General features: G+C 63.9%; 18 protein-coding genes and 1 pseudogene. 11 read left to right on the top strand and 8 right to left on the bottom strand.

Features of this window, described 5'->3' with window-relative positions:
* Positions 1-419 precede the first annotated feature (419 nt).
* Positions 420-1,520: a DUF4238 domain-containing protein gene (locus tag ACFFQA_RS02800; protein ID WP_377849965.1), complete on the top strand. Its 1,101-nt coding sequence runs from the start codon at positions 420-422 to the stop codon at positions 1,518-1,520.
* Between the two features lie 327 nt (positions 1,521-1,847).
* Here ACFFQA_RS02800 and ACFFQA_RS02795 read toward each other — a convergent pair whose 3' ends face one another.
* A complete protein-coding gene (locus ACFFQA_RS02795; protein ID WP_377849964.1) occupies positions 1,848-2,831 on the bottom strand; it encodes a hypothetical protein in 984 nt (327 codons plus the stop codon).
* A gap of 508 nt (positions 2,832-3,339) precedes the next feature.
* Here ACFFQA_RS02795 and ACFFQA_RS02790 point away from each other — a divergent pair.
* From ACFFQA_RS02790 to ACFFQA_RS02775, 4 genes are read left to right on the top strand one after another with little or no spacing between them, the layout of a single operon-like run.
* Positions 3,340-5,772, top strand: coding sequence for a type I restriction-modification system subunit M (locus ACFFQA_RS02790; RefSeq protein ID WP_377849963.1), 2,433 nt, complete (start codon positions 3,340-3,342; stop codon positions 5,770-5,772).
* A complete protein-coding gene (locus ACFFQA_RS02785; protein WP_377849962.1) occupies positions 5,769-6,968 on the top strand; it encodes a restriction endonuclease subunit S in 1,200 nt (399 codons plus the stop codon). Before ACFFQA_RS02790 ends, ACFFQA_RS02785 begins: the two co-directional genes overlap by 4 nt.
* Entirely contained in the window at positions 6,965-10,051 is a 3,087-nt protein-coding gene (locus ACFFQA_RS02780) for a type I restriction endonuclease subunit R (protein WP_377849961.1), read from the top strand. Before ACFFQA_RS02785 ends, ACFFQA_RS02780 begins: the two co-directional genes overlap by 4 nt.
* Complete coding sequence (locus ACFFQA_RS02775; RefSeq protein WP_377849960.1) at positions 10,038-10,760, top strand: M48 family metallopeptidase; 723 nt, start codon at positions 10,038-10,040, stop codon at positions 10,758-10,760. Before ACFFQA_RS02780 ends, ACFFQA_RS02775 begins: the two co-directional genes overlap by 14 nt.
* Positions 10,761-11,219: 459 nt before the next feature.
* On the opposite strand, the gene ACFFQA_RS02770 is transcribed toward ACFFQA_RS02775, so the two are convergent.
* On the bottom strand, positions 11,220-11,849 hold the full coding sequence (locus ACFFQA_RS02770; RefSeq protein WP_377849959.1) for a site-specific integrase: 630 nt from the start codon (positions 11,847-11,849) through the stop codon (positions 11,220-11,222).
* A 16-nt stretch (positions 11,850-11,865) separates the two neighbouring features.
* Positions 11,866-12,150, bottom strand: coding sequence for a tyrosine-type recombinase/integrase (locus ACFFQA_RS02765; protein WP_377849958.1), 285 nt, complete (start codon positions 12,148-12,150; stop codon positions 11,866-11,868).
* A 40-nt stretch (positions 12,151-12,190) separates the two neighbouring features.
* Here ACFFQA_RS02765 and ACFFQA_RS02760 point away from each other — a divergent pair.
* Positions 12,191-12,385, top strand: a pseudogene (locus ACFFQA_RS02760) (NlpC/P60 family protein); the annotation flags it as partial.
* Between the two features lie 348 nt (positions 12,386-12,733).
* On the opposite strand, the gene ACFFQA_RS02755 reads toward ACFFQA_RS02760, so the two are convergent.
* Positions 12,734-14,035, bottom strand: coding sequence for an alpha/beta fold hydrolase (locus ACFFQA_RS02755; protein WP_377849957.1), 1,302 nt, complete (start codon positions 14,033-14,035; stop codon positions 12,734-12,736).
* Between the two features lie 98 nt (positions 14,036-14,133).
* Here ACFFQA_RS02755 and ACFFQA_RS02750 point away from each other — a divergent pair, with 98 nt between their 5' ends.
* Positions 14,134-15,180 carry a sensor histidine kinase gene (locus ACFFQA_RS02750; RefSeq protein ID WP_377849956.1) on the top strand — a complete coding sequence of 349 codons (1,047 nt, stop codon included), beginning with the start codon at positions 14,134-14,136 and terminating at the stop codon, positions 15,178-15,180.
* The gene (locus tag ACFFQA_RS02745; RefSeq protein WP_377849955.1) at positions 15,177-15,821 is read left to right on the top strand and encodes a response regulator; all 645 of its coding nucleotides are present in this window, start codon (positions 15,177-15,179) and stop codon (positions 15,819-15,821) included. The genes ACFFQA_RS02750 and ACFFQA_RS02745 overlap by 4 nt, the downstream gene beginning before the upstream one ends.
* Positions 15,822-16,299: 478 nt before the next feature.
* Here ACFFQA_RS02745 and ACFFQA_RS02740 read toward each other — a convergent pair whose 3' ends face one another.
* Complete coding sequence (locus ACFFQA_RS02740) at positions 16,300-16,701, bottom strand: DUF1801 domain-containing protein (RefSeq protein WP_377849954.1); 402 nt, start codon at positions 16,699-16,701, stop codon at positions 16,300-16,302.
* Positions 16,702-16,712: 11 nt separating this feature from the next.
* Complete coding sequence (locus ACFFQA_RS02735) at positions 16,713-17,078, bottom strand: DUF1761 domain-containing protein (RefSeq protein ID WP_377849953.1); 366 nt, start codon at positions 17,076-17,078, stop codon at positions 16,713-16,715.
* Between the two features lie 104 nt (positions 17,079-17,182).
* Here ACFFQA_RS02735 and ACFFQA_RS02730 point away from each other — a divergent pair, with 104 nt between their 5' ends.
* Positions 17,183-17,836, top strand: a complete 654-nt coding sequence (locus ACFFQA_RS02730) for a TetR/AcrR family transcriptional regulator (protein WP_377849952.1) — start codon at positions 17,183-17,185, stop codon at positions 17,834-17,836.
* 88 nt (positions 17,837-17,924) lie between these two features.
* Positions 17,925-18,260, top strand: coding sequence for a protein kinase (locus tag ACFFQA_RS02725; protein ID WP_377849951.1), 336 nt, complete (start codon positions 17,925-17,927; stop codon positions 18,258-18,260).
* A 36-nt stretch (positions 18,261-18,296) separates the two neighbouring features.
* Here the strand turns inward: ACFFQA_RS02725 and ACFFQA_RS02720 are convergent, their stop codons facing one another.
* Entirely contained in the window at positions 18,297-18,743 is a 447-nt protein-coding gene (locus ACFFQA_RS02720; protein WP_377849950.1) for a hypothetical protein, read from the bottom strand.
* A 290-nt stretch (positions 18,744-19,033) separates the two neighbouring features.
* Here ACFFQA_RS02720 and ACFFQA_RS02715 point away from each other — a divergent pair, with 290 nt between their 5' ends.
* Complete coding sequence (locus tag ACFFQA_RS02715; protein ID WP_377849949.1) at positions 19,034-19,351, top strand: DUF6355 family natural product biosynthesis protein; 318 nt, start codon at positions 19,034-19,036, stop codon at positions 19,349-19,351.
* Positions 19,352-20,111: 760 nt separating this feature from the next.
* Here ACFFQA_RS02715 and ACFFQA_RS02710 read toward each other — a convergent pair.
* Positions 20,112-21,521 (bottom strand): cytosine permease, encoded by a 1,410-nt coding sequence (locus ACFFQA_RS02710; RefSeq protein WP_377849948.1) that lies wholly within the window; start codon positions 21,519-21,521, stop codon positions 20,112-20,114.
* Positions 21,522-21,530: the final 9 nt, after the last annotated feature.

Here is a 21,530-nt window from a genome sequence, read left to right as displayed (position 1 = left end):
GATTCACGAGGTGGTGTCCGGACGCACGTGGCTCCATCTCGTGCCAGCGCCCACCTACGTGTGCACTGGGTCTTGCAGTGCGAAGAAGCGTAATCCGCGCCACCGACAGTCCCGCCGCGCACGCGGATCGTTGTCCGAAACGAAACCCCCAGGAGATGCCAGCCCCTGGGGAGGACCTGCCACAACCCTCGCGCATGTCCGTCGTTGCGATCACCAGCTGCCGAACTCCACTCCCTACCAGTCGTCGCTGGCGCCCAAGTTTTCCGGGCAGCATCGGCGCGGTGTTGAGTATGTGCTTCCGCACCACGCATGTTTCGAGCACCTACCCGAAGGGGCGGGTAGTCACGACTCACTCTCACCTCGGTGACAGGCCTGTCGACCCGATCGATGTGCTGGTGCAGGGCCGTTACCGTGCGGGGATGACCGATCTGGTGCGTCGACAGCACGTGGTCTCGAAGTTCTATCTCAACGAGTTCGCCGACGACCGGGGCCGTATTCAGCGAGTGGAGCTGCCGGGAACGCATCGCCACTGTATGGCGACCACCAACGCCAGTGTCGTCAAGGACTTCTACACGCTCACGCTGCCTGACGGCACCCGCAGTGACGCCTTCGAACGGATGTTCTCCACGATCGAGAGTGCTGCGTCTCAGGCGTTCAGGGCCGTCGTCCAGAAAGGCCAGTGGCCTGTAAACGGTATGCACCGGGAGGCCATCGCCGCCTGGAGCGCGTTACAGCATCTACGCAGCGAAGGAATGCGCAACAGCCACACCCAGCTCCAGGCTCAGATGATTCGCATGGTGGTCGGTATCTCGGGGAAGCAGGCTCTGCGCGAACTTATCTCTCAGGCCGAGAACCGTGAGGTTGATGACAACGAACTCGATGCCGAGTGGGCCGACATCACCAAGCCTTCCGGCCCGGATCTCCTGCCGCGTCCTGAGTCGCAGCTACGGGCGTTGCGGAACCTGTGGGAGCCGACAACTCGGCAGATGATGGCCCGAAGGTGGACCGTGGTTCGGTTCGAACGCAAGACGCTGGTGACCTCAGACCATCCCGTCGCACTTGCGGTGCGCAGCGACTACCCCGAATACATGGGTGTGGGGCTAACGAATACCGAGGCGTTTGTGGTGCCGTTGAGTCGCCGGGTCGGCCTTGTGATGGGCAAGATCGGCAACCACCCAGGCCGCGAGCTGGAGATACCGGGCACGACACGTCTGGCTCGCGCGTTCCTCAGCGAGATCGTTGGGTCCTGCCGTCGATACCTCTACCACCACCCGCTCGACGATCCGCTCGCCGGACTGGAGCTCCCGCAACCACACCATCAGGAGGTCGGACAAATCGATGCCGGGTTCATCCGGGAGGATGGTTTGTTCTCCTCACTGCGGGACGACTCACCCGAGGCCGAGGCGACAGCACGAGGGCTCGCAGCTATGCGACGCGCCCACGGCACGCAGAAGGGCTTTACGATCAGAGATATTCCGTGGCCGATCCCACACCGGCGGAGCAACATCAAGCACCGGTAGACGGCCAGAAGGCGAATTGAGGATTTCGACCTGTTGGGCAAGATGCCTTCGCTCGTTCCTGATGTCAGACACGGTCCTTCGCCCATAAGGAACTATTGCGTTCAACGATTCTGGCGACGGGAGACCCGGCGATGCCGGGCTCCTGGCGGGCTCCGCTGCGATGTGCGAACCCGACAGTGCCCGGCATCAACCGACATGAACCCTTGCCCTGCAACCGGTTTGAGCTGCACAAACAGGTATTACGTGTCACCCCAAGGCATTCCGAGTAACTCAGCTCAGCTGTCTTTGATCCGCTGGGCGCGATGGTGGGGTGAGCAGATATCGCTGCTAATTGTCGTAGCGTTGTGTCACAACGAAATCCGTACCGTCGAGCGCTTCTCCGACGGGGGTTTTCGCCCACGCAGCGAGCTGCTCGGATCGGCCTCCGCTGCGGTTCAGTAGTGTGACGATCTCGGCGACGGTGGGCGGTGCCGGACGGAAGCAGCTCACCACGGTCTGCCCCGTAGCGCTGGTGAGGTCATCTGGATCGTCGAGATCGCTGACCCACAAGCCAATCTCGATCCTCCAGTCGTCACGGCCATGTTTGCCGTTGGGCCGGGGGGCGTCCACGTTGAGGTAGTAGTCAAAAGGATCATCTGTGATCGTGAAGTCGTCCATGAACATCGCCTCGGCGTTGGTACACCGCGCGTGCGCGTCGAGCAGCAACCGCAGATCGGCGACCCCTTGCCTGAGCTGCTCGGCAGTAGCGCCGCGCTCCATCCGATTCAGGCGTTCGCGGTCCTCGGCGCTCAGTCCCTCCAGCCCGCCTTCGAAGGCAACGAACGGACTCTGGAAGTCCCAGTACCGCTGGTTCTCGGTCTCGGGGATCTCGATCCCTTCCGAGTACTCGACCAACGCGTCGCGAAGTCCGCGTGCCTCCGTCTCCAGTTCAGCGGTGATCGCTTTCTGCACCGGCGCCGGCACGGCCGCGGTGGCAGCGTCCAGATCGGTCAACGCCTGATGGAGGAGCCACGTCGCTTTCTCGTACCACAGGCTGTGCGCGCCCTCGAGCAGCTCGCCACGGACGCTTGGGGCGGTCAACGCCGCAAGGTGGTCGTCCGGGTAGCTGCGAACGCGGTCGCCTCGGGTGTCCCAGACGCTGACAGGCACGGTGGCACAGGCCGAAATCCGGTTGAGCGCATCAACAATCGGCGCGGCACGCGCGGAGTCATCCACGCTCGTGACGGTGGACGACACCACGCCGCCCGGTCCGCGATAGGTGGCCAGGATCTGCACCTTGCCGCGGTTCGGATGCTGGGAATAGACGGTCATGGCGATGCCCTTTCGGCCGACGGCCCACGATCGGGCACGTCGACAGGTACTGGGAAGCGTAATGGGGACAGGCGGTGGCGCAGGCGCGTTCCGACGCTCCATGCCTGAAAGGGAAGTCAGTGGTGGCTCAGGTCCGATCCCAAGCTCCCTGCCCGAACTCGACCGTACAGCACGTGTGTCCTGACGACCACTGCCGCAACAGGCCCCCGGGGCGATCACGCGATCGAGTCCTCTGGCGCAGCGGCTGCGGCTGCCGTTGACAACGTGTGCCGACTGATCTGTGGTGGCTCTGCGCGAACGCAACTTGGCAGCCACCTGCCGTACGGCGTGGCATGCCTGACTCGCTGCTGATTGACAGTACCGTTAGAAGGTTGAGGTCCCGTGGTCACCATCTGCGATGCCGAGTTTGTGCTGGTTGGCGGATGGAGGATGACCACAACAGCTTGAGGGGTCAGCTGTACTCTCGCCAACGAGCCAGATCTCAAGCCAGCAAAAGGGAGTGCGCGTAGTGGCGCTGAAGAAGTCGGACCTGTACAGCTCGCTCTGGCGCAGCTGCGACGAGCTCCGCGGCGGCATGGACGCCAGCCAGTACAAGGACTACATCCTCACGCTGCTGTTCGTGAAGTACGTGACGGACAAGGCCAAGTCCGACCGGACTTCCTTGATCGATGTTCCCGTGGGTGGCTCCTTCGACGACATGGTCGCTCTCAAGGGTGACAAGGAGATCGGCGACAGGATCAACAAGATCATCGGCAAGCTGGCCGAGGCCAACGGGCTGGAGAAGGTCATCGACCTGGCCGACTTCAACGACGAGGAGAAGCTCGGCAAGGGCAAGGAGATGCAGGACCGCCTCTCCAAGCTCGTGACGATCTTCACTGACCTGGACTTCCGGGGGAGCCGCGCTGAAGGCGACGACCTGCTCGGCGATGCCTACGAGTACCTGATGCGGCACTTCGCCACAGAGTCAGGCAAGTCGAAGGGCCAGTTCTACACCCCGGCCGAGGTCTCGCGCGTACTCGCCAAGGTCGTCGGCATCGGACCGGGCACCCGCCAGGACCACACGGTCTACGACCCCACGTGCGGATCGGGCTCGTTGCTCCTCAAGGTGGCCGACGAGGCCCCACGAGGCATCACCATCTACGGCCAGGAAAAAGACAACGCCACCTGGGCACTGGCCAGGATGAACATGATCCTCCACGGCAACGAGGACGCCGACATCCGCAAAGGTGACACGATCACCAGCCCGCAGTTGATCACGGGAAGCCAGCTGCGGACCTTCGACTTCGCTGTCGCCAATCCACCGTTCTCGATCAAGTCATGGAGCAACGGCCTGGAGAACGAATACGGCCGCTTCGAGTTCGGCAGGCCGCCGGAGAAGAACGGCGACTACGCCTTCCTGCTACACATCCTCAAGTCCCTCAAGAGCAACGGCAAGGCCGCAGTCATCCTGCCGCATGGTGTGCTCTTCCGCGGTAACGCTGAGGCCAGCATCCGTCGGGAGCTGCTGCGCCGTGGCTACATCAAGGGCATCATCGGCCTGCCCGCCAACCTCTTCTACGGCACCGGCATCCCGGCCTGCATAGTCGTCCTCGACAAGGACAACGCCCAGGCGCGGACCGGCGTTTTCATGATCGACGCCTCCAAGGGCTTCATCAAGGACGGCAACAAAAACCGCCTCCGCAGCCAGGACATTCACAAGATCGTCGATGTCTTCAATCGGCAGGTCGAGATCGAGCGCTACTCGCGCATGGTGCCGCTGCACGAGATCGCCGATCCGAAGAACGACTACAGCCTCAACATCCCGCGCTACATCGACTCATCCGAGCCTGAAGACATCCAGGATCTCCACGCCCACCTGCACGGCGGTATCCCGGACCGCGACCTGGACGCACTCAGCGGCTACTGGGACGCTTTCCCAAGCCTTCGTACCACGCTCTTCAAGCCAAACCGCCCCGGCTACAGCAATCTTGCGGTCGGCGTGACCGAGGTACAGCAGACCATCCTGGACTCCGATGAGTTCCAGAAGTTCGCTACCGAGGTGCTCGGCCAGGTTGACGACTGGTTCATCGCCCACCGGCCTATCCTGCAAGCGATCGACGCCAACACCGTCCCGAAGGACCTGGTCACTACGATCAGCGACGACCTACTGGTCCGGTTCAAGGACACACCCCTGCTCGACGAGTACGACGTCTACGAGCAGCTCATGACCTATTGGCACGGCGTCATGCACGACGATGTCTTCCTCATCATGAACGAGGGATGGCTGGACGCTGCGAAGGCTCGCAAGACCATCGAAGACAAGGAACGCAAGCTCACCGAGACGCCCGACCTCATCGTTGGCTCGGGCCGTAGCGCCACCAAGTACAAGATGGACCTCATCCCACCTGCACTCGTCGTCGCACGCTACTTCGCGGACGAGCAGACCGAGGTCGATACGCTCAACGCGGCGGCCGAGGAAGCCAGCCGCGCTGTCGAGGAGTACATCGAGGAGCACGCTGTTGAAGACGGCTTGCTTGCCGAGGCGATGGACGACGGCAAGGTCTCCAAGGCTATTGCTTCCACCCGCCTCAAGGTGGCCCGACACGAAGGAGCCGACCCAGAAGAGATCAAGGCACTCCAACACCTGATCAAGCTGTACAACGACGAAGCCGTCGCAAAAAAGGCCACCAAGGAGGCCCAAGCCGCACTCGATCTCGCGACTCTCAAGAAGTACGGTGACCTCGCGGAACCTGAGATTGAACAGCTTGTGCTCGACGACAAGTGGCATGCCACGATCGCAGGCCGTGTTGGTGGCGAGGTTACCTCTTTGACGCTCGCGCTAGTTGGCCGCATCCAGCAACTCGGTGAACGCTACGCCGAGACTGTAGGGGAAATTGAGAGTGAGCTCGCCAAGCTCCAGAGCAGGGTCGCTAGCCATCTTGCGGACATGGGGGTGAAATGACAGGCTTGCGGAATTCTGCGGTCGGACCAATCCCGGAGGATTGGGAGTGCACGACGGTCGGTTCTGCGTACGAAATTCATAATCAGAACCGGCTACCGCTCAGTCGGGAACGACGGCGCGAGATGGCGGGCCCATATCCCTACTATGGCCCAACAGGGGTACTCGACTACATCAATGAGTGCAGGTTTAACGGCAAGTTCGCCCTTATAGGCGAGGATGGCGACAACTTCCTTAAGTATGCTACTCACCCTATGACACTACTGACGCATGGGCAATTTAATGTCAACAATCATGCTCACGTCATTGGTCCACGCGGCGCCAATCTGGTGGAATGGTTCCAAGCGTATTTCGAAAATCGCGACATCACAACGCACCTAACGCGCCAAGGTGTCAGCCGATACAAGCTTACGAAAGCTGCATTGCTGGATCTGCCGATGGCGCTTCCATCAAAGGCTGAACAACAGGCGATTGCGAACGTGATATCAGACCTTTCCGATTTTCTGCGATCACTAGATAAGGTTCTTGCCAAGAAACGCGCGATCAGGCTTAGCGTTATGCAGCAGCTCCTCACGGGCACGACACGGCTGCCTGGTTTCACGACAACGTGGACGCGTTGCAGTATTTCAGAGCTCCTTCGGCCCCGCGCAGAGCGTAATACTTCAGCCGAGAACATGACCGTGCTGACGTGCACAAAGCACATGGGCTTTGTGCGGTCTATGGACTACTTCAAGAATCAAGTCTTCAGTCGCGATCTCAGGGGTTATCGAGTTATCTATCGAGGAGATATTGGATACCCTGCCAACCACGTTGAAGAGGGGTCGATTGGAGTACAGGAAGTCGAAGATCGAGCGCTTGTGAGCCCTATTTATGTAGTCATGGAGCCTAAGTCGGGTGTCGATAGCTACTTCCTGCAACGGATGCTGAAGCTTGACGCTTACCGGCAAAAGTTTTCGCAGGCTACGAACGCTTCCGTCGATCGACGGGGCAGTTTGCGTTGGCCGGAATTCTCCCGCATCGAAGTATCTGTTCCAAATATCGAGGAGCAACAACGCATCAGCCACGTACTCCGAGACTCGGAACTAGAGATTGCAAAGCTGGAGCAGAGGCTCCGCGTTGCACGTGACCTCAGGCGGGGTATAACGCAGCGGCTACTCGCAGGCAGAGTCCGCCTGCCTGTCGCGGAGGCAACGCTATGAGCAACGTCGGGCAGCCCGAGCGCAAGGCTCAAGATCGTGTCGTCAACCTGTTCCGCGAGCACCTCGGTTACGAGCACCTCGGTAGTTGGGAATATCGCGAGGGGAACTCCAATATCGAGGTCGAACTGCTCTCGCGGAATCTCCGAGTCCGCGGCTACAGCGACAACCTCATCAACAAGGCGGTCGACAAGCTGAAGAGCGACGCTTCGCTCGGTGGCGGTCGCGACCTGTACGAGGCGAACCGTGATGTGTACGGTCTGCTGCGCTATGGCGTGAAGGTCAAGCCCGGTGTGGGCGAGCAGACGGAGACGGTGTGGCTCATTGACTGGGCACGGCCGGAGGCCAATCACTTCGCCCTGGCGGAGGAAGTGACGGTACTCGGCCAGCACACCAAGCGCCCCGACATCGTGCTGTACGTCAACGGCATCGCCCTCGGGACGATCGAGTTGAAACGCTCGAAGGTCGCCGTCTCCGAGGGTATCCGGCAGAGCTACGGGAACCAGCGGCCCGAGTTCATCCGGTCGTTCTTCACGACGGTGCAGCTCGTGATGGCCGGCAACGACGTGGAAGGGCTGCGCTATAGCGTCATCGACACGCCGGAGAAATATTGGCTTGCCTGGCGCGAGCCGTCCGAGATCGCCGACCCGCTCGATCGTTCCCTGACCCAGCTCTGCTCGAAAGAGCGTCTGCTGGAGCTGGTCCACGACTTCATGGTCTTTGACGCGGGGCAGAAGAAGACGTGCCGACACAACCAGTACTTCGGCGTCAAGGCGGCCCAGGAGCGCATCGCCAAGCGCGAGGGCGGCATCATCTGGCACACGCAGGGCTCCGGCAAGTCGCTGACCATGGTGTGGCTGGCCAAGTGGATTCGCGAGCACCAGCCGGATGGCCGCGTGCTGCTCATCACCGACCGCACCGAACTGGACGAGCAGATCGAGAAGGTCTTCCTCGGGGTCAACGAGTCGATCTACCGCACCAAGAGCGGCGCCGACATGCTGGCCACCCTCAACACGAGTGAGGAATGGCTGGTCTGCTCACTGGTTCACAAGTTCCGCGGTTCGGAGGACGAGTCGGCCCGCGACCAGGCCGAGAGCGAGTTTATCCATGAGCTGAACGCGACCGTCCCCAAGGACTTCCGCGCCAAGGGAAACCTCTTCGTCTTCGTCGATGAGGCTCACCGCACCCAGTCGGGCAAGATGCACGACGCCATGAAGGCGCTCATGCCGGGTGCCATGTTCATCGGCTTCACCGGCACGCCGTTGCTCAAGGCCGATAAGGCCACCACGATCGAGAAGTTCGGCAGTTTCATTCACACCTACAAGTTCGATGAGGGTGTGGCCGATGGTGTCGTCCTGGATCTGCGTTATGAGGCGCGCACCGTCGACCAGGAGCTGACCTCTCCCGAGAAGGTTGACAAGTGGTTCGAAGCTAAGACCAAGGGCATGACGGACCTGTCCCGCGCTGAGCTGAAGAAGCGCTGGGGCACCATGCAGAAGGTCGTCAGCTCCGAGCCGCGAGCCCGGCAGATCGTGAACGACATCCTGCTCGATATGGAGATCAAGCCGCGTCTGTCGGATGGCCGTGGCAACGCGATCCTGGTCAGTTCGAGCATCTATCAGGCGTGCAAGTTCTACGAGCTGTTCACGCAGGCCGGGTTCAAGGGCAAGTGCGCCATCGTCACGTCGTACGCGCCACAGGCGGGTGACATCGCCAAGGAGGACTCCGGTCACGGCGCTACCGAGAGACTGCGCCAGTACGAGATCTACCGGCAGATGCTCGCCGACCACTTCAACGAGCCTGCCGACAAGGCGATGACCAAGGTCGAACAGTTCGAGAAGGACGTCAAGGACCGCTTCATCAACCATCCCGGTCAGATGCGCCTGCTCATCGTCGTCGACAAGCTCCTGACCGGCTTCGACGCCCCGAGCGCGACCTACCTGTACATCGACAAGAAGATGCAGGACCATGGCCTGTTCCAGGCCATCTGCCGGGTCAACCGCCTCGACGGCGAGGACAAGGACTACGGCTACATCGTCGACTATCGCGATCTGTTCAATTCGCTTGAGTCCGCGATCACCGACTACACCGGCGGTGCCCTGGAAGGCTACGAGAAGAAGGACATCGAGGGCCTGCTGTCCGACCGGATCGAGAAGGCTCGCGAGGATCTCGACGAGGCTCTGGAGAAGATCCGCGCGCTGTGTGAGCCGGTCGAACCGCCGAAGAACACCCTGCAGTACCAGCAATATTTCTGCGCCCGCGAGCAAGGCAACGCCGAGCAGCTCAAGGCCAACGAACCCAAACGCGTCGCACTGTATAAGTCGGTAGCGGCCGTGACCCGCGCGTACGGCAACCTCGCCAATGAGATGAACGCCGCTGGCTACAGCGATGCCGAAGCCACAGCGATCAAGGACGAGATCGCCCACTACGCCAACGTGCGCGACGAGGTCAAGCTGGGTGCCGGCGAGAACGTCGACTTCAAGCAGTACGAGGCCGGCATGCGCCACCTGCTTGACACCTACATCAACGCAAAACCCTCTGAGGTGGTGTCCGACTTCCAGGACGCCGGGCTGATTAAGCTGATTGTGCAGATGGGTGCCGGTGCGCTCGACAAGCTCCCCGCGGGTATCAAGAAAGACCCAGAAGCGGTAGCGGAGACGATCACCAACAATATACGCAAGGTGATCATCGACGAGCGCGCGATGAACCCGAAGTACTACGACAAGATGTCAGAACTGCTTGACGCCATCCTCGAAGAGCGGCGTCAAGGGGCACTGGACTACAAGGAGTACCTCGCGAAGCTGCTGGAGCACGCGACCAAGCTCGGCAAGGGCGAGTCCGACACCGAATACCCAGAGTGGGCCAACAACGGTGCCCGCCGCGCCCTGATCGACTTCTTCTGGCCGTCAACCGAGATCGCTGTCGAGATCGACACCACGGTCAGGCACACCAAGCCCGACTCATGGGTCGGCAACCCGATCAAGGAGAAGAAGGTCAAGCGCGCAATCGCTCGGGCACTGCCAGACGACTTCGACCGGCTTGATGAACTGTTTGAACTGGTACGGGCACGCCATGAGTACCGCTAGCGCCTACCTCACAATCCTTGGCATCGACGTCGATGTCATCTACAAGGACATCAAGAACCTGCACGTCGGCGTCTATCCACCACTCGGCCGGGTCCGGGTTGCAGCTCCATACAAGCTTGACGACGAGCACGTCCGATTGGCCGTGATCCAACGGCTGCCGTGGATCAAGCAGCGACGCGAGGAGCTTCGCTCCGCCGCACGTCAGTCCGAGCGCGAGATGGTCACAGGCGAGTCTCACTACATGTGGGGAACTCGCTACCGACTGAAAGTTATCGAGCGTCCTGGACGCCCTCACTTCGAGATAGACGGCGAGCGATTGCTGCTGTACGTACCTGCGGGCACGACAGCCGAACAACGACGCACACTGCTCGATCGATGGCACCGGGAACAACTGCGACAGACGATCCCGAGCCTGATTATCAAGTGGGAACCCCGACTGGACGTGTCAGTGCCAAGGTGGACTATCAGGCGCATGAAGACCAAATGGGGATCATGCAACCGCGAAACAGGCCACATTTGGTTTAACGTCGAACTCGCCAAGAAACACCCAGACTGCCTGGAATACATCGTCGTCCACGAGATGACGCACCACCTCGAACGGAACCACGGCCCGCGCTTCACCAAGCTCATGGACACGTTCCTGCCGAACTGGCGAGCCCTCCGCAATCAGCTGAACAATGCACCCCTCGCACAGGAACAGTGGACATAGCCATCGCAGGAGCAGATGCTTCCATAAGCCTTGATCAAGTCGGACTACGCCTCCCCGGACACCCGCCAGCCTGGCCAACAGTCTTGGGGTCGACCCCCAGCTCTTCGTACCGTCGTGTTCCCGCCGGTAGGCGTAGATGTCGTCTCGGCCGGTGAACAACGACCGGGATGACGCGACGCGGTCGCGGGCAAGCCGATCAGCATCCCACCGAGCGGGATGGCTTTGGAAGAGGCGTCGTGTGCCCGGAGGGGCGCGAGTCGCCAGTCGATGACCGCGTCCGGCGCTGCCGACTGCCACGGCCCCATTGCACCAAGCACTGAACGCATGCCAGTGCTGACCACGGTGCGAAACTGCCGATGGGAGCAGAACGTGGGAGCAGATTGGGAGCCGCCAGGCGCGTCCAACCGGGTTGAACAGCGCCGAACGGCTCCCAACACAGCCGTGCGACCTGCTGAAGTCTTATTTCCTCAGGTCAGAGTAGTTGTTGATCTTAGTTGACACGGTAGAGGTCACAGGTTCAATCCCTGTATCGCCCACCAGTATGTTTTGCTGGTCAGACGGCCCGTTGACGATCTTCGTCAACGGGCCGTTTGCTGTCCGAGTGCATGCCCGGCTGGACGGGAGCCCAACTCCGAGCCGGGTCACCGGCCAGGGGTGGCAGCCAGACCCGGCGGCGGAAGTTGGAGCGGCGATACAGCCTCCGTCCGCGCCGGTGAACACAAACCGCGCTGTCGGGTGGCGGTGCCGTAGTTCGGTGAGTGTCTCGACGAGGAACCCCGGCAGGTAGACGGTTCGGACGCTGGCGGGGGTCTTCGGCGGCCCGAGCCGCAGGCGCCCGTCGGCTTCGTGCAAGGCGCCGACCTCCGGGTCGATGGTGATCTCTCCGGCGTCCAGGTTGATCCGGCTCCACTGCAACCCCGCCAGCTCCCCCCACCGCATCCCGCAGTAGGCGGCGGTGATGATCAACACAGCGTTCTCCGGCGAAGCCCGCACGGCCAGGGCATCGACCTCGTCCGGACTGGCATGGGGACGCTCCGGGCGGTCCCCGACATCGATCCGCAGCTTCCGGCACGGGTTCGCCCCGATCAACCCCTCATCGACAGCCTCACCCCAGGATCATCGAGAACAGCGTCACCACATCCCGGACAGTCGATTCCGCCAGGGACCGGCGGAGCTTTTTCACCCAGCCCTTCGCCGCGATTCTCGTGACCTCTCCCAAGGCCACGTCGGTGAAGCGAGGCAGAACGTGGTTCCGCAGGTGGGAGTTGTACTCCGCCCACGTCCCTTCGCTCACATCGTGCGCCTCCGACCACTCCCCGATCCACGCGTCCACGGTCGTCCGCGCCAGCCGGGGATCGACGAACTGGTCCCGTCGCTGGTCAGACTCCACATCCGCTGCCCGGTCCCCCGCCTGACCGCGTGTCGAGAATCCCGGTGATCTCGTGTTCTACGGCAATCCCTCCACCAAGATCCGTCACGTGGGTATCTACCTCGGTGGAGGTCTGATGATCGACGCACCGGACTTCGGACAGGTTGTCAAGATCGAGCCCTACCGGCATCGAGGAGACGGCTACGCGGGAGCTACCCACCCAGTTGGTTCTCTTGCTGTAGGTTCCCATTATTGATTGCACTTTCTCGCCGATTCTGCGCCTATGTTGCGCTTGCGCAACATAGGTGAGACAAGACTTGCATCGCCGTTGGGGCGCGCGTTGTGTCTGACGGTTGGGAGACACGGGCCGAATCCGTAGGCTGCTACAAGATCAAACGAAAACTGCGAGCGGAACCTACAGCCACTCGATGCAGGTTCTCATTAATGACTTCGTTTTCTCATCAAGATCTCGTCTGCGTTTCGTAGGCGAAAGATCACTGAGAGGAGGCTGGCGTGTCCCCACCACATCGGTCGCTAGCCGCCTTGCTACGCGGCTTCTTCGTCCGCGCGGGCCTACACGCCTTCAAGCTCTGGGAAGACACTGTTAGCCGGTGAAGTAGTGGTCGACCTGATCACGTGCGGCCGGGTCGTGTTGGTACAGCACGTGTGCCCATTTTTGAATCGGCAGCATGGTCGAGTTCGGGACGCGGCGGATGACGTCTTGGGTTTCCGGCTGGTTCACCAGTCCCGAGACACCGAGCAGCGGGGGCAGTTTCGCTGTGCTCAGCGGGCCGCGCGGATTGCGGGTGGGGACAGGGAAGCCCGCGCACGTGGATGCCTGGTATCCGGATCGGAAGGTCGGGAAGTCTGGGGCGGTGCGCTTTTCGCGTTCCGCTGATACCGCGTAGTCGTCGTAGTTTTCGTAGCGGAAGCCGTCCGCGCACTGGGTGGCGAGTCCGAAGGCGGGGGTCCAGAACTTCCGCTGTCCGGCGCGGGCGGCGAAGAGCGTGGCGTCGCCTTGGCGTGCCTGGTTGATCGCCGCCGCCAGCTCGGCGTGCTTGGCGTTGTCGATCAGTAGGGTGTATGCCGCGTTCTGTAGGTCGAAGGCGTTGTAGGACAACGGTTTCGGAGCGCCTTTGACAGGGATCGGAGCGCGGGTGAGCAGATCCCGCCACGCGGCGGCCTCGCGCGGGTGACGGGCGGCGAACTCCGTGAAAGCACGTTGGTTGGTGGTCTGCATCATCGCTTCGAGAGCGGCATTGTCGGCGGTGTGGTTGATGATGCCGTCCAGCGCCATGGCCCGCAGCCGCCCCGGGAACAAACGGGCGTAGGTGACGCCGAACACTCCGCCGTAGGACTGGCCGAAGTAGGAGATCGTGTCCTCGCCCAGAGCTTTGCGGATCTGATCCATGTCCCTGGCCTGGGAGGCGGAGTCGCTGTGGTCGAACAGCTCCGGGTCGGTGTCGCGGCAGCGAGCAACCAGAGCGGCGTTGTCCTTCGCCTTGCGCTCGTAGTCCGCCCGGTCCGCGGGAGCGTCGCTGACCGGGCCGTCCACACAGGACGGAGCCTTCGCCAGCAGGGTGCCGCGCGGGTCCCAGGTGACCACGTCGAAACGGGTGCGCAGTCCCGCGAAGGCCGACTTCGCGCGGGCCAGTGCCGAGATGCCGGACGCTCCGGGACCACCCGGGTTGAACAGCACCACGCCGATCCTCTTGTCCGGATCGGTGGCTTTGAGGCGGGCGACGTCGAGGGTGATCGACCGACCCCCCGGACGATCCCAGTCCACGGGGACCGTGGTGGTCGAGCACTCCAGGTCTGGGGTCTTCGGGCAACCTTGCCATGCCACCGGGGACGGGGCGGTGCAGGCGGCGGTTGCCAGGAGCAGGACGAGCGGTCGAACGATCACTCCCGACAGCCTGCCGCCGATGAGGACATTGGGCGTCGCCCCGGGGGCTGACCTCGAAACTGACCGGGGTCAGTATCGCGCCCGTCTATCGTTGCGGCGTGTTCGGACAGCTCCGCGTTCCCGACGGCGCGCTCGCGATCGGCGCCACCGCGCTCGGCCTCGCGATCTACCACACGGCCTCTCGCGAGCACGTGACCGCCCTTACCGCGTTCGGGCACGTCGTCGTGGTCGTCGGCTGCGTTCCTCTGGCGTGGCGGCGGGTTCATCCGCTCCTGGTGCTCGGAGCCGTCGAAGTGGCCCTTGCCACGGCCGTGGTCGCTGAGCCCTATCTCCAGGGTCTGTTGACTCCGTGTTCCTGGCTCGCGGTCTATTCCGTGGCGGCCTCGCCGAAACCCTTTCCCCGGCTCGTGTTCGTCCTGGCCTGCACCCCCGCGGTGGCGTGGGCCCTCGCGCAGGATGACGTCTCGTGGCCTCGGTTCGTGTTCTTCGCCGTGCAGTCGCTGGGCATCACCGCGGCGTTCTGGGCCCTGGGGCACAGTCGACGTGTGCGGCAGGCACAGCAGGAACTGCTCGTCGAACGCGCCGCCGCCGAGGAGCGGGCTTATGTGACACGGGAACTGCATGACGTACTGGCGAGCACACTGACCGGGGTGGTCACACTGGCGCGCGGAGCTCGTGACCAGCCTGAGCTGGCCGGGCAGGTGCTCGCGGAGATCGAACGCGCCGGCCGCGAGGGACTGACCGAGACCCGGGAGGTGTTGCGGGAGAAGGGGAACTCCCGCCCGGGCCTGGACCGGCTGCCGGATCTGGTCGATCTCACCAGGACAGCCGGCGTGCCGGTACGACTGGTGGTCGAAGGCGACCCGAAGGGAATGCCGGAGGCAACCGGCTCGGTCGCCTTTCGGATCGCCCAGGAGGCTCTGACCAACGCCGTCCGCCACGGCGACGGCAACGTCACCATCCACATCGGACACAGTGCGGTGGCCGTGGACATCGAGGTGACCAATTCCGGCTCAGGGCACGAGAACGCGAGCGGGCTGGGGCTTGCCGGGATGGCCGACCGAGTCCGGGCGCTCGGGGGCACCTTCCACGCCGGGCCCACGGCGGGAGGCGGCTGGTCGGTGCGGGCGAGGCTGCCGAGATGACCGGGATCCGGGTCATGATCGCCGACGACTCGCGGATCAGCCGCCTGGGGTTGCGGCTGCTGTTCGACGAGGCGGACGGCTTCGAGGTCGTCGGTGAGGCGGCCGACGGTGAGCAGGCCGTCACGGAGGTGTGGCGGCTGCGGCCCGACGTGACCTTGCTGGACATCCGCATGCCCGGGGTCAACGGGATCGAGGCGGCGCGGCGGATCAAGGCGGCCGAGCCCGCGACCAGAATCCTCATCCTCACCACGTTCGACGACGACGCGTACGTGCATGGCGCTCTGCGGGCGGGTGTGGACGGGTTCCTGCTCAAGGACGCCCGGCGGGAGGAGATCCTGAACGCGGTGCGCTCCGTCGCAGCCGGGAAAGCTCAGCTCTCCCCCTCGGTGGCACGCAAGGTGCTCGACGCGGTGGAACTGCCCGAGCCCGACGCTAGGATCAGCGCCCTGTCCAGCCGTGAGGTGGACCTGCTGCGGCTGGTGGCCGAGGGGCTGACCAACGCGGAAATCGCCGCACGGCTCGGGCTGCGGCCAACGACTGTCAAGACCTACGTGTCCCTGTTGTTCGGGCGGCTCGGCATGCGGGACCGGGTCGAGGCAGTCGTCCTCGCCCACCGGAGTGGGCTGATGCGCCACCGCTGATCCGGTGGCGCCGGCCCTGTCTCGGGTCGTGGCACGCCTTCGTGAACCAACTGGGAAACGCGCCAACGCTGCTCACTTGCGATCAACCGAGATCGACGACTTTAAGGTCCGCATCGGCCGGGGCGACAGTCCACGGACGCGCCAGCCCAGAAGCCCGCGCGACAGGTAGCGCGGAAAGTCAGCGAGACACGGGTCAAAACCGCAGGCCACTACAAGATCAAATGAAAACAGTCGTGGGAACCTGCACTTGCCGCTGTAGTTTCCGCGCAAGAATGACAGTTTCCGCGCGCAGGTGATAGTGGTCCGATCTTCTGATCAGGTGCCGCGGAAGGAGTTCCCGGCCGGTTCGCCAGGGTGATCGCGCCGGCACGGCGGATGCCGCCACCGCCCGGGCAGGCGGGATCGGCATCGACCTCGCGTTCACGCTGATTCGTCCTGGCGATCATCCTGTGGCAGGTGGCGTTCAGCCGGTAGGGCGTCACAACCCCTGCGCGGCCTTGATCTTGCGCCAGCCGCCTGCGCGGTTGTTCGCGATGATGTGCTTGAGATACCGAGTGAGCGCGGGCACGTTGATCGGCTCGCCCTCGTGGTAGGAGATCATCCGGCCGGTCTTGTTCTGGTGCCCGGCAGTGATGATGCCCTCGGGGTCGGGGACGATGCCGCCGTCGTAGAGGAACACGTTCACGTGGTTCTTGGCGGCGAGCAGCGCGCAGACGTTGCCGTTGAGCACGAAGTACGGCTGGACCGTCCGCTTGATCGTCTCGACGACCTCGGGGTCGGCCGCGTGCACGATGTCGCGCACCTGGTGGCAGATCTGCTGCTGCCAGTCCGGCAGCTTGTCGATGTAGTCGTCCACGCGCGGGTCCTTGTCGTAACTCACGATGTCCTCCGCTAGAGCCACAGACCGACGATGGTGCCCACGGCGAGCAGCTTGATCAGCCAGTCTCCGCCATGCCGGGCCGCTGTTGCCACCGGAACCTTGTCCCACATGACCGATCCGGACAGCAGCACGAACGGGAACGCCACCCACAGCACGAGCGCGAGCAGCAGCATCGGGCCGATCGTCGCGATGTCCATGGCCTTCGCCAATCCGACGATGGCGCCCGCCACCAGGGCGCTGCGGCCGAACTCGGCGACGATCCGCAGCGGCGACGGGCGGCCGTCCGAGGCTCGGTCGCGGTCCAGCACCGAGTACCAGACGGAGCTGATCACGAAGGACGCGAGCGCCGAGGTCAGGATTGCGGCGATGACGGTCATCTCACACCGCCCGTCCGGCTGAGCACGCGAGGACAAAACTACACTGGCTAGTGTTCATGTCAGAAAACTAAACCGCCTAGTTTCTTGAGTCAAGGGAGTCGTCCATGGCAGGACGCCGCGAGGAGCGGTCAGCCGCCAAGCGCGCGGAGATCGTGGCCGCCGCGCGAAAGGTCTTCACCACGCACGGCTACCTCGGCACCAGCATGGACGCGGTCGCCGCGGCGGCCGGTGCGTCCAAGCGGACCGTGTACCAGTACTTCGCCGACAAGGAGGAGCTGTTCACCGCGGTCGTCCTCGAGACAGTGGACCGCGGCTACGAGTTCTTCCGGCCGCACATCCTCACCCTCGCCGAGACCGATGACCTGGAGAACGCGTTGCGCCGGCATGCCAGGGTCACGGTCGCCGGGATCATGAACCCCGAGGTCCTCCAGATGCGCCGCCTGGTGATGGCCGAGGCGGACCGGTTCCCCGAGGTGGGCCGCCAGTACTACGAACGCAGCTGGGTGCGGACGACCGGCCTGTTGGCGGAAACCCTGACGCGCCTGACCGAGCGCGGCTTGCTCCAGGTCGACGACCCTGAGCGCGCGGCCTACCTGTTCACCTGGCTCGTCGTGTCGATCCCGTTGCAGCGCACCGCGTTCATGGGCAATGCGGCCATCTGCACGAAGGCCGAGCTGGACGAAGTTGCCGACGAGGGCGTCCGTGTCTTCCTCGCCGCGTACGGGGTTCGCGCCCAGTCCGGAAAGAACTTGCCGTAGCCGGGCAATTACTCGGCACCTTTCTCCTCATGCGTGACCGACTTGCCGCCGGTGGCTACCGGCGGGTCGCGCGGCTCGTCACGGCGGGATGGGCGTGGTGTGGCGCGCGCACGACGAGTTCCTGCGCCGCGACGCCGCCGACGACGAGTCCGCACGCCGGGTGCTGCGCGAGGCACGAGCGGCCGCGGGGTTGCGGCATCCCGGTGTGGTCGCGGTCCACGACGTGATCGTCGAGGGCGGCAGCCCACTGATCGTGATGGAACTGGTCGAGGGGCCGTCGCTCGCGCAGGTCGTGCGTGCCGAGGGCCGCTGCCCGAGGTGCGTGTCGCCGCGATGGGGTTGCGGCTGCTGCGTGCGCTGGGGGCCGCGCACCGCGACGTCAAGTCGGCCAATATCCTGCTCGACGGCGACCGGGTGGTGCTGACCGACTTCGGCATCGCGACCTCGGGCGACACGACTCTCACCGAGGCCGGGCCGGTCCTCGGCTCGCCGCCGCGGGAACCGCGGTCGTGCTCCTCGGCGCGCTCCCGGCCGGAGCGGCACCCCACCGCTCGAGCCGTGCCTTCGTGTGCTGTGGCCCGATATCGTCGGCAAGGACCGGCTCGAACGTGGTCGCGTCGACCGACTGGATGTGGGCCCCGGTGACACCTGGCTGGCCACCGCGAACATGGCGTGCGTACTCGGCGGACTCGGCCGCGCGGGAGATGGTGTCCGTAGCGGGGCCGCTGGCCGTGCCGGCCTGCGTCGCGAGGGTGTTACCGATCTTCGCGTTGTGGACCGAGTGATGGCGGGCCGAGCCGCGCGCGCCGGACTGGCTGGGACCGTTGCGTAGCAAGGGACTCGTCGTGCTCAACGCCTCGGCCAACATCCGACGGGCGCCCTCGCGGACGATCTCATCGATCAACAACGCGGAATCCGATTTCGATGACTGACCACAGCGGGTCGATGTAGCCCAGGGACTCACCGCGTGCTCGGCGGCAGCAGCACGCGCTCGGCCAACTCGGCGGAGTGCGAGAGGGTGAAGTCGAACTCCGCAGCCACTTCTCACGATTCATCGAGCCACCTAGTGCAATGAAGGTGATTCGCATTCCGCCTGACAGGAAGCAGCTTCAGGCAGGCATGAAGTCGCTGCGACTACTTCAAGGTTATCTATAGTGTGCCCTCCGACATTGTCCACTAGCCGGAAGGCACACTCCCATGCGCAGAAACCTCCGGGCCGTCGTTACGATCGCGACCGCCGTCGCGGCGGGGACAATTCTGACCACGACAGCGAACGCCGCACCACAACCGCAGTTCGCGGCCACAGCTTCCGCCTGCGGACACTATCAGGAAAACGGTTCTGCCTACTACGGTCATTGCGGCCCCACTTCGATCAGAATTCGCGTGGACTACACGAGTGGTGGATACGACTACGGATGCGTGAAAGCATTTAGCAACACCTGGCTTGGAGCCACGATCAATATTCGCTGGTCCGAGTACGTGGACACCAATGTCAACCAGTGCAGGTGGCTGTAACAGATACTTTTCCAAGAACGTCTTGGACAGGAGACGTCGCGGTGGGCCCGCTCTCGCATTGGCCGCCCTCGCCGGAGTGATCACCGCGACGGCAGCGGATGTCGTGGCCCGGATCGCCAATCACAGCGGTGATCACAGCGATGAGCGCCTTACACCGGGCTAAGCCCTCCAGGAATCGAGTTATGTACTCGTGACGACGTCGGGCTCGCTAGGCGAAGGACCTGCCGAGCCTGCCAGGACCAGATTTCGCGCTCCAGGGTGAACGGTTTCCTGGCGCGGCGACCACAGGACCTCTACTGCGGCGAATGTGATTCGAATTCCAGCGAGCGTGGATTCGATTCAGATACGAGCGAATCGCTTCCGTCACTTCGACCGGCGCCAGCGGAAAACCGCCTGGAATGGCGTGCACCCCGACTTACTTCCGCAGTTCAGAGCCATTGTTGATCTTAGTTGACGCGGTAGAGGTCACAGGTTCAATCCCTGTATCGCCCACCAGTTGCCGGCCAGAAGGCCTGCTGACGATCTTCGTCGGCAGGCCTTACCACCCCTCACCATTCCAGCCGGTCCACGCGCACACAGCGGCACGGGGTCGGTGCGCCACGGCGGGGTACCGCTTGGCATCTTCGGCCTCGGCCCAGCCCTGGCGGGGGTGATCTGCTGTCAGGCCGAGGTGACCACACCCGCCAGCACCCCGTACTCCGGCCGGTGTCACGTGGGAGGGCACCACTTCGCCCGCCCACGTGACGGTCTCCGGCTCAGGTCACAGGTGATCGGACGCCGCTGGAGCACTGGCTGCCCCGGACCGCGCTCTGACGCGCTGGAGCAGGTAGTAGAGCCCACCGGCCACCACCGATCCGGACAGCCACGAGAAGTCGGTGTTGTTCATCGCGAGGGCCAGCGGACCGCGCATCGCCGGCACGAGTCCGTACTGCCACGTCCACGCCGCGACCACGCCCAGGCCGAGGCAGAGCAGCGCGCGCCAGTTCACCACCGCGGGTCCCCTGTAGAGCGAGGACACGTCGAGCCGTCCGCGGCGCAGCACGAAGTAGTCGACCAGCACGATGGCCGCCCAGGGGCTGATCCAGATCAGGATCGAGGACATCCAGTTGTCGAAGGCGTGCGCGAAGCTGTCCGCGCCCATCAGGAGCAGCAGCACGGCTGTGGCGACCGCGCCCGCGATGAGGGTGAGCTTCCAGCGTGCCAGGCGAACTCCGATGGACAGCGCGGCCAGGGAGCACGAGTAGAGGTTGAGGATGTTGGTGGCGACCGGCCCGTGCATGATCAGCAACAGCACCGGCAGCGCCATCGTGCCGAACGTGCCGATGACGATCGCGGACGGGTCGCTGCTGCCGCCCGCGCTGGCCAGGCACGCGCCGAGCGCCGCGAGCCACACGGTCGGCAGGTACATGCCCAGGGCCGAGGCCCAGAACACCGAACGCGTCGAGGCGCCGCGACGCACGAACCGGCTGTAGTCGGCGGAGTAGGGCACCCACGAGATGCCCCAGCCCACTCCGATCGCCGTCAGCAGCTGGGTCACCGCCGTGACCTTGTCCGGCACGGTGGTGGCGGCCGCCGCGGTCCAGTCCAGCTTCGCCTGGCTGAGCGCGAGGACGGTCATCACCGCCATGACCAGCACCGTCGCGGGCACGGTGTACTTCTCGAAGGTCCGGATCGCGTAGAAGCCGTAGAGCGCGAGCCACAGCTGCGCGATCATGATCACCGCGGCGACGACGTACTTGAGCCACGGGCCGCCTTCGACGCCGAGCTGGCGCAGCACGGCGAGCATCAGGTCGAGCACGACCCAGGTGTTCACCCCGACCCACGCCATCGTCAGCAGGCCCTGCACCACGCCGGGGACCACCGCGCCGCGCCTGCCGAAGGGCGCCCGGCCGAGGACCATCTGGTTCACGCCGGTGCGGTGGCCCATCACGTTGCACAGACCGAAGACCGCGCAGCCGACGAGGTTGCCGAGCGCGACCACGACGAGGGTCTCGACCAGGCTCAGCCCGAGGGTGACGCCGAGCGCGCCGAGCACCCAGTTGATGGGTGCGATGTTGGCGCCGGACCAGATCCAGAACTGCTCCCACGGCGTGGAATCCCGCCCGTGGTCGGGAATCGGCTCGATCCCGTGCGCGTCGAAGGGCACGTTTCCCGACTGCTCCACCGCCATCGCAACCTC

Origin of the sequence: Allokutzneria oryzae, assembly GCF_042429765.1 — a bacterium.
GTDB lineage: Bacteria > Actinomycetota > Actinomycetes > Mycobacteriales > Pseudonocardiaceae > Allokutzneria > Allokutzneria oryzae.
This window is presented reverse-complemented; position numbering and strand designations above follow the sequence as displayed.

Excerpts from the sequence above, each read along its gene's own strand:
- ACFFQA_RS02800 (WP_377849965.1), top strand. The coding sequence starts at position 420 with ATGACCGATCTGGTGCGTCGACAGCACGTGGTCTCGAAGTTCTATCTC.
- ACFFQA_RS02795 (WP_377849964.1), bottom strand. The coding sequence starts at position 2,831 with ATGACCGTCTATTCCCAGCATCCGAACCGCGGCAAGGTGCAGATCCTG.
- ACFFQA_RS02785 (WP_377849962.1), top strand. The coding sequence starts at position 5,769 with ATGACAGGCTTGCGGAATTCTGCGGTCGGACCAATCCCGGAGGATTGG.
- ACFFQA_RS02780 (WP_377849961.1), top strand. The coding sequence starts at position 6,965 with ATGAGCAACGTCGGGCAGCCCGAGCGCAAGGCTCAAGATCGTGTCGTC.
- ACFFQA_RS02775 (WP_377849960.1), top strand. The coding sequence starts at position 10,038 with ATGAGTACCGCTAGCGCCTACCTCACAATCCTTGGCATCGACGTCGAT.
- ACFFQA_RS02745 (WP_377849955.1), top strand. The coding sequence starts at position 15,177 with ATGACCGGGATCCGGGTCATGATCGCCGACGACTCGCGGATCAGCCGC.
- ACFFQA_RS02735 (WP_377849953.1), bottom strand. The coding sequence starts at position 17,078 with ATGACCGTCATCGCCGCAATCCTGACCTCGGCGCTCGCGTCCTTCGTG.
- ACFFQA_RS02730 (WP_377849952.1), top strand. The coding sequence starts at position 17,183 with ATGGCAGGACGCCGCGAGGAGCGGTCAGCCGCCAAGCGCGCGGAGATC.
- ACFFQA_RS02725 (WP_377849951.1), top strand. The coding sequence starts at position 17,925 with ATGGGCGTGGTGTGGCGCGCGCACGACGAGTTCCTGCGCCGCGACGCC.
- ACFFQA_RS02715 (WP_377849949.1), top strand. The coding sequence starts at position 19,034 with ATGCGCAGAAACCTCCGGGCCGTCGTTACGATCGCGACCGCCGTCGCG.
- ACFFQA_RS02710 (WP_377849948.1), bottom strand. The coding sequence starts at position 21,521 with ATGGCGGTGGAGCAGTCGGGAAACGTGCCCTTCGACGCGCACGGGATC.